General features: G+C 33.5%; 11 protein-coding genes and 1 other RNA gene. 10 read left to right on the forward strand and 2 right to left on the reverse strand.

The genetic code is table 11. From position 1 onward, the window contains the following. Nucleotides 1-13: 13 nt before the first annotated feature. Complete coding sequence (locus RAH41_RS21590; protein ID WP_331225335.1) at nucleotides 14-1267, forward strand: MFS transporter; 1254 nt, start codon at nucleotides 14-16, stop codon at nucleotides 1265-1267. 335 nt (nucleotides 1268-1602) lie between these two features. Here RAH41_RS21590 and RAH41_RS21595 read toward each other — a convergent pair whose 3' ends face one another. Further along, nucleotides 1603-2166, reverse strand: a complete 564-nt coding sequence (locus RAH41_RS21595) for a hypothetical protein (RefSeq protein ID WP_331225336.1) — start codon at nucleotides 2164-2166, stop codon at nucleotides 1603-1605. A 198-nt stretch (nucleotides 2167-2364) separates the two neighbouring features. On the opposite strand from RAH41_RS21595, the gene RAH41_RS21600 reads away from it, so the two are divergent. The 4 genes from RAH41_RS21600 to RAH41_RS21615 all read left to right on the forward strand — a co-directional run bounded on the left by RAH41_RS21600 (nucleotide 2365) and on the right by RAH41_RS21615 (nucleotide 4460). Next, the gene (locus RAH41_RS21600; protein WP_331225337.1) at nucleotides 2365-2586 is read left to right on the forward strand and encodes a hypothetical protein; all 222 of its coding nucleotides are present in this window, start codon (nucleotides 2365-2367) and stop codon (nucleotides 2584-2586) included. Beyond that, nucleotides 2579-3508 (forward strand): alpha/beta hydrolase, encoded by a 930-nt coding sequence (locus RAH41_RS21605; RefSeq protein WP_331225338.1) that lies wholly within the window; start codon nucleotides 2579-2581, stop codon nucleotides 3506-3508. The genes RAH41_RS21600 and RAH41_RS21605 overlap by 8 nt, the downstream gene beginning before the upstream one ends. A 79-nt stretch (nucleotides 3509-3587) precedes the next feature. Continuing rightward, entirely contained in the window at nucleotides 3588-3821 is a 234-nt protein-coding gene (gene secG, locus RAH41_RS21610; RefSeq protein WP_025569105.1) for a preprotein translocase subunit SecG, read from the forward strand. Nucleotides 3822-3995: 174 nt separating this feature from the next. Then, complete coding sequence (locus tag RAH41_RS21615) at nucleotides 3996-4460, forward strand: PepSY domain-containing protein (RefSeq protein ID WP_331225339.1); 465 nt, start codon at nucleotides 3996-3998, stop codon at nucleotides 4458-4460. A gap of 41 nt (nucleotides 4461-4501) precedes the next feature. Here the strand turns inward: RAH41_RS21615 and RAH41_RS21620 are convergent, their stop codons facing one another. Then, a complete protein-coding gene (locus RAH41_RS21620) occupies nucleotides 4502-4993 on the reverse strand; it encodes a DinB family protein (protein ID WP_331225340.1) in 492 nt (163 codons plus the stop codon). A 279-nt stretch (nucleotides 4994-5272) separates the two neighbouring features. Here RAH41_RS21620 and RAH41_RS21625 point away from each other — a divergent pair, with 279 nt between their 5' ends. The 5 genes from RAH41_RS21625 to RAH41_RS21645 all read left to right on the forward strand — a co-directional run bounded on the left by RAH41_RS21625 (nucleotide 5273) and on the right by RAH41_RS21645 (nucleotide 10794). Next, nucleotides 5273-6013 (forward strand): carboxylesterase, encoded by a 741-nt coding sequence (locus RAH41_RS21625; RefSeq protein ID WP_331225341.1) that lies wholly within the window; start codon nucleotides 5273-5275, stop codon nucleotides 6011-6013. A gap of 66 nt (nucleotides 6014-6079) precedes the next feature. Continuing rightward, the gene (rnr, locus tag RAH41_RS21630) at nucleotides 6080-8518 is read left to right on the forward strand and encodes a ribonuclease R (RefSeq protein WP_331225342.1); all 2439 of its coding nucleotides are present in this window, start codon (nucleotides 6080-6082) and stop codon (nucleotides 8516-8518) included. 91 nt (nucleotides 8519-8609) lie between these two features. Continuing rightward, entirely contained in the window at nucleotides 8610-9077 is a 468-nt protein-coding gene (gene smpB / locus RAH41_RS21635; protein ID WP_056469927.1) for an SsrA-binding protein SmpB, read from the forward strand. 216 nt (nucleotides 9078-9293) lie between these two features. After that, nucleotides 9294-9651: a transfer-messenger RNA gene (gene ssrA / locus RAH41_RS21640) on the forward strand. 141 nt (nucleotides 9652-9792) lie between these two features. After that, nucleotides 9793-10794, forward strand: coding sequence for a site-specific integrase (locus tag RAH41_RS21645; protein WP_331225343.1), 1002 nt, complete (start codon nucleotides 9793-9795; stop codon nucleotides 10792-10794). Nucleotides 10795-10929 lie beyond the last annotated feature (135 nt).

Raw genomic sequence — 10929 nt, forward strand, 5'->3', positions numbered from 1 at the left:
AGAGGAGGAAAAAATGACTAAAACTACTCCAACACCTTCCAATCCCTCAATGGCTTCCTTGCTAAAAAATCCTTTTATCCAGACGATTCTTTCAGCAGGTTTGTTTATTCAAGTTGGTATTTGGATTCGTAATTTTGCAATTTTATTATTTGTTGTAGAAAAGACAAATGGTGATGCAACAGCCGTATCATTGATTTCTGTTGCTGAATTTGCACCTATTTTTATCTTTTCATTTATCGGTGGTACTTTTGCCGATCGTTGGAAACCAAAGCGTACAATGATTTGGTGTGATCTGTTAAGTGCGGCATCAATTTTTGTTATACTTCTAGCACTAATGTATGGGACTTGGAAGTTCGTATTTTTTGCAACATTGGTTTCAGCAATCTTGTCACAATTTTCACAGCCATCTAATATGAAGTTATTTAAGGTTCATGTACCAATGGAGCAAATGCAAGCTGGTATGTCTTTATTTCAAACAATGATGGCAATCTTTATGATCTTAGGTCCTGTATTAGGAACATTTGTATTTCAACAAGCAGGAATGTTTGTATCGATGGGCATAGTAGGAATTGCTTTTCTTTTATCAGCTTTAGTATTAACAAAGTTACCTAAAGATCAGGAAGAGGAAAAAGTAGTTGATCAAGCTTCTTCTTTATGGGAAGAGATGAAACTAGGATTTCAATATGTGTGGACAAGGAAAATTCTTGTCCTTTTAGGCGGGGTTTTTGCAGCAGCAGGACTGGGTATCGGTTTTATCCACCCATTAGCAATTTTTCTAGTTACTGAACGATTAGGCCTAGATAAAGATTACTTACAATGGTTATTCGCTGCAAATGGTGCGGCTATGATTATTGGGGGTGGCCTAATTATGGTCATTTCTAATAAACTAGCTCCGCATGTTTTATTATTGATTGGTATGGCTGTTAATGCTATCGGTATTTTTGTAATAGGTTGGTCTCAATTATTCTGGCTTACACTTTTAGCCGAGTTCTTTATAGGGCTATTTATGCCTGCACTTCATATTGGAATTAATACAATTATCTTAAAAAATACGGATGAAAAGTTTGTAGGTAGAGTGAACGGCATATTAACTCCATTATTTATGGGCTCAATGGTCATTACAATGAGCTTATCAGGTGTTTTAAAAGAACAATTTTCTTTATTTACAATTTATCAATTTTCAGCGGTATTATTCATCATTGGAATAATCATTATGGTACCAATGTTCAAGATAATGAAGAATGTCATAGTCGAAGTAAAATCGTAAAAATTAGAGTGTTTAGAGCCTGATTATTTCTTGAAAAATAGTCAGGTTTTATTTTTATTTATTTATTTATTATTCTTTTTGTGTAAAACAAATCTTTTGGATGTCATTCGCTGATCATATAAAAAAACGAATTATGATGCTCTTCGACATTGTAAAAGCACGTGAGCAAGATGGAAATGGCGTATATCATTATGTAAAAAGTAATAAAAAGAGAAATATAATAGTCTAAGTGAATTGTTTAATTTGGCTTATAAATTTGTGGAATGATGAAGAATAATCAAAAAAAAGAGAAGGTTTTTCTCCTTCTCTTTTTTTTGGATATTTCAATCTAATTTTTATTTTTTCTTGGATCTTCTAGCAAACGCAAATGCGATAATGAGAGCTCCAATTGAGTCTGCGATTATATCTGTCATTGTATCAAAATTACCTCCGCCTTGAGTATTAGTTCCAAAGAATTGGTCACTACTGAATTCCCAAATCTCCCATACGGCCCCACAAAATACGCCAAAAGCAAATACAAATAGAAAAATGAATCCAGCGGACATTTCACTCCGAGATTGTTTGGTTGTCAATTTTCCCATCAAATCAATGGCTAAAAACGCGACTAGCGTACCACTTAAAAAATGTAAAAACGTATCCCACCAGCCTAAACTATAAAATCTAAGCATTGAACCAAGACATAGTGACCCTATTAAAAAAGCAAAATAAGAGAGAATAAAAGGAGATGCAAATCGAATTTTAAAAAACTTATCTAGTATGAGCGGCGCGAGTGCACAAGCGATTCCACCTAGTGCGATTGGATACCGATAAGAATCGTCTTTCACAAAGAAAATGGCGAACAAGACAAGCATTACAATTGCAAAGACAATGCTTAAAATTGTTTGAATGCTTCTTTTCATTTCGAATCCCCCATTCATTCTGTTTTTATCTCAATTCAAACATCAATAGTAATATCTTTAGAAAAAAATTAGCTTAACTTTTGACATAAAAAGTTCATCAAATTGATGAAAAATTGTTAAAAATTAACCTGTTGAATAAGGAAATTTGGATTAGTATTGAATTATGGATTTGAGTGGCATATAGTTGGGAGGATAATTATGAACTTTTTCGCATACTTAAAAGATTATATTTGGTATACTATTAAAACATATTTACTTCCATTTATGATTGTTATTCTTTCAATAGTAATTGTTTTTTGGAGATTATTAGGTGATGAGTTTACATTTAAATACATACGATTAGAAATAATCTATTTCACTTGTTTTTTCTTATTAGTATCTTTTACAACATATGAGATGAAGGGGCATAAAAATGAATAATTGGGAAGGATTAATTTCGGCGAAGGATCGAACAAAAATCTATTTGCGAAAATATATTCCTGCTGAACCAATTGCTGTGATTCAAATTGTACATGGAATGGCAGAGCATGGTGGAGCTTATGATAAATTTATTGAATATTTAGTTCATAATCGGTTTGCAGTCTTTATTCATGATCAAAGAGGTCATGGGAAAACGGCCGCAATTGAAGATGATCTAGGTTTTTTTGGTGAAGAAATTGGCTGGGATGAAGTTGCTAAAGATATCATTTTTATAAGTAAGATGATTAGAAAAGAAATAAAAGATATTCCTTTAATTCTATTTGGTCATAGTATGGGATCTTATTTAAGCAGACGAGTAGTTCAATTAAATGGAGGACTATACGATGGGCTAATTATTTCAGGTACTGGATACGATCCTGGAATACTTAGAAAATTAGGGGTCTTTATTTCAAGCGCAGAAGCATTTTTGATTGGTGCTAATAAAAGAAGTAAAATTTTAGACTTTTTAACTTTCGGAAACTTCAATAATCATTTTAAGTTTCCTAAAACAAAATATGACTGGTTAACAAGAGATGAAGCTGAGATTGATCGCTATATAAAAGATCCATTTTGTGGTTTTATTTGTTCATCAAGTTATTATCGTGAACTGTTGAAAGGGATCGGAATTATACATCGTAAAGAAGAAATAAAGAAGACACCAACTTCATTGCCAATTTATATTTTTTCAGGAGATAAAGATCCAGTTGGTCAAAATGGTGACGGTGTAAAGAAAGTTTATGAGCTATATAAAGAGATTGGATGCACAAATGTAAAATTGAAATTATATGAAGAAGGACGCCATGAGATGCTTCATGAAACAAATAAAGATGAAGTTCATCAAGATGTAAAAACTTGGATAGAAGAAACTATCTTAATTCATTAGTGTTGTACTCTCATATTGAAGTATAGTATTGTTCATAGTAGAATAAGAAGTAACAGTATTTTACTGTGGAGGTGAAGAAATGCATACGTTTTTATCTGTACTTTTAATTATTGTTTCAGTACTTATGATTGTTTTAGTTTTACTTCAATCTAGTAAAAGTAACGGCCTATCAGGTGCGATATCTGGTGGTGCTGAGCAACTGTTTGGCAAGCAAAAAGCTCGTGGTTTTGAACTAGTTTTACAAAGAATAACAGTTGTTGTAGCAGTTTTATTCTTCATTCTAACGATTGCTGTAACATATTTTAAACTGTAATAAACAAGCTGCCTAGAAAGGTAGCTTTTTTATTGTTAAAAAATTGTAATAAATAGGACATCATTTTAGGTGTCTTTTTTTTATACTTAAGACTAAGTTACACAATTCACGTTAATTGTAATTAAAATTAAAAATAAAAGGTAATTAGGCTTTTTTATTTTAATCTTTGTAGTAGTGATTAGTGGGTGTAATCATCAAACTACCCAAAACCTTTCAAAAAAAGAAGTAGTATCCAAAATAGAAAAAGACTCGAATAAACTAGTAACAAGTATAGAAAAAGAGAATAAATCTACATACGAAGTTGAAGTTTATGAGAAAAATCATAAAAAAAAATTGATTGTTGACGCAAAAAATGCAAAAGTCAAAAGGGAAGTAAACGAACGGGATATGCTAGATGATAAGGCATTAGATCTATTATATAAAAATGAATTTGTTATTACACATAAACAAGCGAAAGAAATTGCATTAGAACAAGTAAATGATGGTACGATTACTGAAATAGAAAAAGAAAAAGATGATCATCAATTCCATTACAGTATTGAATTGATGAAGGACCATACAAAATATTCAATTGAGATTGATGCTAAATCAGGAAAAATAACTTCTCTCGAACAGGAAGATATTTTTCTTAATGATTAGAAAAAAAATACAGCCAACTCTGGCTGTATTTTTTATGTTGATTATCTTTTCATCGCAGCCCATTCTTCTTTACTTGGACCGTACATTCCTGGAATAGCTAGTCCTGCTTGTCTCATAAGGACTGTCATTTGCCCACGGTGATGCGTTTGATGTGAAATTGCCATACGAAGTAATGCATGGATAGGCATTTCAAGGAATCCAAAAGCGTTAATGATTTGGTTTAAATCTTTTTCTTTCCACTCTTTTTGTGCTGCTTCAATCATAGCTTTACTAGCCTCTGCATATTTTTCAGCAATTTCCTTCGCAGTTGCAGGCATTTCTTCTTTGCTCATAGATGCTTCGAATTGTAATCCGGATTGTGAAATAATCGCTTTAATTGCTGTAGTCATATGCCAAGCTAATTCTCCTAATGAACTAAAATCTTCACCAATTGATTGATCAAGTGATTCATCTGTCATAGCATTTAGTAATTTGATTGTGTTTGCTTCTTCCATTTTCCATTCAGTAATAAATTCTTCAACATTATTAAACATAACGTATCCTCCTTTTATTGGTTAAATGACCAACATATTATTACCACACCTATTATTAAATCATAACAAGTTAATTAAAAAAACTGTTTATTGGTAAATCTTTGAAATGAAAGGTAAAATAAAAGAATCTTTACGTAAAATTAGTTAATTCTTATTATTGATAGATTAAAATTTAGTAATGAGAAGATAACGATTTATTATTAAATGAATGAAGTCATTTAAAGGTATGATAAAAGTAACGAAAGAAAAATGGATAGAAAAGTTTTGGAGTGAGTATATATGAGAGTAACAATGCCGAAGCCATTTACGTTTGAAGGTGGAGATCGAGCAGTTTTATTATTACATGGATTTACAGGACATTCTGCGGATGTTCGTATGCTTGGCCGTTTTTTAGAAAAACAAGGATATACTTGCCATGCACCGCATTATAAAGGACATGGTGTGCCACCAGATGAGCTTGTTCATACTGGACCAGAGGACTGGTGGAAAGATGTAATCGAAGCTTATGAATTTTTAAAAGATAAAGGGCATCAAAAAATTGCGGCGGTAGGTCTATCTTTAGGTGGAGTATTTGCACTAAAGCTAGGTTATACTGTTCCTTTAAATGGTATTGTCACCATGTGTTCGCCGATGTATATAAAAAGTGAAGAAATTATGTATGAAGGTGTCTTAGCATACACAAGAGAGTTTAAAAAACGTGAAGGGAAATCTCCTGAACAAATTGAAGTAGAAATGGAAGAGTTTAAAAAAACTCCGATGAATACATTAAAAGCTCTTCAAGGATTAATTAAAGAAGTCCGTGAAAATGTTGATACAGTATATGCACCAACATTTGTCGTACAATCTACTGTTGACGAGATGATTAATACTGACAGCGCAAATATTATTTATAATGAAGTTCAATCTGATCAGAAAAAATTAAAGTGGTATGAAAATTCAACACATGTTATTACGCTTGGACAGGAAAAAGACATGTTACATGAAGATGTACTAGCATTTCTTAATGAATTGGAATGGTAGAATGAAATATTTCTGGACAAACTTAAATTAAATACCCTTAACAGTAAGAAAAAAGGAGGGAAAATTATGAATCAACAATGGAAAGATAAATTATTGGAATTGATGAAAAGTGAGGATTATAAGCCTTTAAATATCCAAGGAATAGAAGAGGCTATGGAGTTGACTGATGCAAGTGACTTTCGAGAAGTAGTAAAAACACTCGTTATTTTAGAGGATGAAGGTTATATTGTACGTTCTCGAAATAATAAGTACAGTTTACCTGATCAATCTAATTTAGTTAGAGGTAAATTAACTGGCCATGCTAAAGGTTTTGCGTTTGTCATTCCAGAAGAAGCAGGAGCAGAAGATGTATTTATTTCACCATCAGATTTAAATGGTGCTTTACATGGAGACATCGTTTTAGCTCGAATTACAAAAGAAAAAAGTGATGCACGTAGAGAAGGGACAATTGTAAAAATTGTTGAACGTGGTCAAACGAAAATGGTAGGTACATACCAGGCTCAAAAAAGTTTCGGTTTCGTTATTCCTGATGATAAGCGATTCGGAAGTGATATTTTTATAACAAAGAGTAATTCTCAAGGCGCAGTAGAAGGTCACAAAGTTGTTGTAGAGCTTACTCAGTTTCCTGAAAATGGGAAAAATGCAGAGGGTATTGTAGTTCAAGTTCTAGGGCATAAAAATGATCCTGGTGTTGATATTCTATCGGTAATTCATAAGTTTGATTTACCTCAAGAATTCCCTAAGGATGTAATGGATCAAGCGAATGCTGTACCGGATGAGATTGATGAATCAGCTATCGGTACTCGTCGTGATCTTCGTGATGAACAAATTGTAACGATAGATGGAGCAGATGCAAAGGACTTAGATGATGCCGTTACAGTAACAGCGCTTGAGAATGGTCATTACAAGTTAGGGGTACATATTGCTGACGTCTCATACTACGTGACGGATAACTCACCAATTGATCAAGAAGCACATGATCGTGGAACAAGTATTTACTTAGTTGACCGAGTTATACCGATGATCCCGCATCGTTTATCCAATGGTATTTGTTCGTTAAATCCAAAAGTAAATCGATTTACACTTTCATGTGAAATGGAAATTGACCAAAAAGGTGAAGTTGTTAAGCATGAAATTTTTGAAAGTATTATTAAGACAACTGAACGAATGACATATAGCGATGTAAATAAAATATTAGATGAGCAAGATGATGAATTGCGTGAACGTTACGAACCGTTAGTCCCAATGTTTGAGGACATGGCTAAGTTAGCAAAAATTTTACGTAATAGACGTATGACTCGTGGAGCAATTGATTTTGATTTTAAAGAATCAAAAGTATTAGTTGATGAAGAAGGTCATCCAACTGATGTCGTCATTCGTGAACGCTCAACTGCAGAAAAACTAATTGAAGAATTTATGCTAGTAGCGAATGAAACAGTTGCTGAGCATTTTCATTGGCTAAATGTACCATTTATGTATCGTGTTCATGAGGATCCAAAAGAAGAAAAATTACAACGATTCTTTGAATTTATTGCATCATTTGGTTATACAGTAAAAGGTGCTGGAAATGAAATTCACCCGAGAGCGTTGCAACAAGTTCTAGATATGGTTCATGGGCAACCAGAAGAAACAGTCATTTCAACAGTTATGCTTCGTTCGATGAAACAAGCGAAATATGAGGCTGATAATCTTGGGCATTTTGGATTGGCAGCGGAGTATTATACTCATTTCACATCACCGATTCGTCGATATCCGGATTTAATTGTTCATCGATTAATTCGTAAATATTTAATTGATGGAAAAATGGATAATGATACAAAACGTGAGTGGGATGATAAATTACCTGCAATTGCTGAACATGCATCCAATATGGAGCGTCGCTCTGTTGAAGCAGAAAGAGAAACTGATGATCTGAAAAAAGCAGAGTACATGCTTGATAAAATTGGTGAAGAATATGAAGGTATTATTAGTTCTGTAACGAATTTCGGTATGTTTATTGAATTGCCAAATACAATTGAAGGATTAGTTCGAGTTGCTGATTTATCAGATGACTACTATAACTATGACGAGCGTACTTACGCGATGATTGGAGAAAGAACTGGGAAAATCTTCAGAATCGGTGATGAAGTATCAGTTCGTGTAGTTAATGTTAATAAAGAAGAACGAGCAATTGATTTTGAAATTGTTGGCATGAAATCGAACAAACCTCGTAGAAGCGGCGGTAGAGGACCAGTAAATCTTGGCGGTGGCTCTGGTGGCGGTAGAGGACGAGGTGGACGCGGAAGAGGTTCATCAGATCGAAATGGAGACAGCTCACGTAGTGGCCGTTCTCGTGGAAGACGAGGAGATAGTTCACCTCGAAATGAAGAGAGAGAAAGCGGACGTGGTGGTAAATCATCTAGAAATAAACGCGATGATCGTTTTAATCCAACGAAAAGCAAAAGCAAGAGCAAAAAGAACAAACCTTTTTATGAAAAAGTAGCAAAGGGTACTAAAAAACGATAGTAACTAAAAAGCAGTGGACAAAATTGTCCACTGCTTTATGTATACTAACATAATTTATGGTAAAATAAGTAAAGATAGAGAGGTGTTATTTATGCCAAAAGGTGAAGGGAAAGTAATTGCTCAAAATAAAAAAGCATATCATGATTACTTTATCGAAGAAACATATGAAACAGGTATCGTATTACAAGGTACTGAAATAAAATCATTACGTGCTGGAAAAGCTAATCTAAAGGATTCCTTTGCACGAGTTCAAGGTGGAGAAGTATGGCTTCATAATATGCATATTAGTCCATATGAACAAGGTAATCGATACAATCATGAACCATTACGTACTAGAAAGTTACTACTACATAATAGAGAAATCGTGAAGTTGATCGGTTATACAAAGGAAACAGGTTATACTCTTGTTCCATTGAAAATCTATTTGAAAAATGGCTATGCTAAGCTATTACTTGGACTAGGTAAAGGTAAGAAACAATATGATAAACGTGATGATTTAAAGAAAAAAGAAGCAAAACGTGAAGTAGAGCGTGCATTCAGGGATCGTCAGCGAATCTAATTGGATAAATGTTGAAGCATTGGAATTCTGTTTTTCTTTTAGAAACAATTGTTAATTGCAACTTTAGATTGATATGCTATAATAGGTTTGTAAGTTAATCAGCAACATAAATGATTGCACGATGTGCAGATTTTATAGATTATGAAGCCTTTGCTTTATGCTTCGTAAGTCACTCATAGCGAACATATCTGAATAAGTTATGTGAGCATTTTATATGGGGACGTTACGGATTCGACAGGGGTAGTTCGAGCTTAAGTTGCGAGTCGAGGGGTCGGCCTCGTTAAAACGCAAAAGCCAATAACTGGCAAAAACAACAATTTCTCTTTAGCTGCTTAATTGCACTAAAGGCTCCTCCTATGTATCGCCCATGTGCATAGCTTAGAGGGGTTCACTCATTAGTGGGCTACGCCGGACCTCGCCGTCTGAGGGGAATGGAAGAGATTAATCAGACTAGCTATCAGGAAGCCTGTCATTGGGCCAAATGGTATGCAAAATTCTAATACAGTGACTACGCTCGTAGAAGCTTAAGTGCCGATATTCTTGGACGTGGGTTCGACTCCCACCGTCTCCACCAATACATAGGTGGATAAACGTGATTATATCAACGTTTTTAAAGTCTTCAATTAATGGAAGTCTCCGAACAGTAATCGAACTAAGGTATAAAATTACCTTTTCATTACTCGGACGATAATTCATTAATTGGAGGCTTTTTGTTATGGGCAGAAACAGTAGGTTAGGTATTTTTGATATCGCATTAGATGAATTAGAGACGAAAAAAGGTGAAAGTGAGCAGAAAATTTACAATAAAAAAGTAAATACTTCTTCATTTGACCAGTTAACAGTAAATGATGCAATAAGAACCGTCTTAAAACAGATGAACGTCAGCGGTTTTCGTCAAAGAACAATTCAAGATTACAATTACTACTTTGAAAGTTTTGTAAAAATAACTAAAGTCACATATGTTCATGAAATTACTAATGATAAAATTTATATGTGGCTAGATAGTATGCCAGTAAGCACACAAACGAAGCATACACGTCTAAAACAACTCAAAGCAGTATTAAGTCGTTTCTTTAATAACGGATGGTTAGAGAACAAGTTCTGGACATCTATTCGTATAAAAGTTGACCAAAAAATAAAAGAAGGTACAACAGAGCAAGAGATTAGTGTGTTACTTTCCTTATTGGATTACAGTAATTATGTACAAATGCGTGATGCAGTAGCAGTTATGTTAATGTGGGAAACAGGTATTCGGATTAGAACTCTCTCAAGTTTAGAGGTTCACCATATTGACTTTAAGACTAATACATTAAATTTAAGTGGAGAGTTATTGAAAGGTAGAAAGCAACTTAAGATACCTTTTAGCAATGAAACCGAGAAATATTTGAATGTATTAATTGAAGTTGGAAATCGAATTAAAAAATACTACAAACAAGATAACACTTTAGTATTTGTGACTATGCACGGAAAATCAGTCATAAATAAAACTAGTAATGCAATTAGTAAGAAATTAACAAAGTACAGTAAACAATATGGATTAAAAAATATTAATCCACATGCTATTAGGAGAGGCTTTGCAAAGAAATTATTGAAAAAGGGTTGCAATGTAGCTTTAATCAGCAAGGCTTTAGGGCATAGTAATTTAGAAGTTACCACAAAATATTTGGATTTAACGGTTGAAGAAGTTGTGAATGAGTTAAGAGAGTTTATAGACTGATGAAATAAAGTAGGTTAATCCCATAAATGGATTAACCTCAGAGTGTTGAAAAACAACTTAGTCAATAGATCCAAGCATATAATTTTTGAAAAAATCCCCTTTGTAGGAAAATTATTACTAGGGGGATTTTTTATT

The sequence above is a fragment of the Gottfriedia acidiceleris genome (genome assembly GCF_036421055.1).
In the GTDB taxonomy this organism is placed as follows: Bacteria; Bacillota; Bacilli; order Bacillales; family Bacillaceae_G; genus Gottfriedia; species Gottfriedia acidiceleris_C.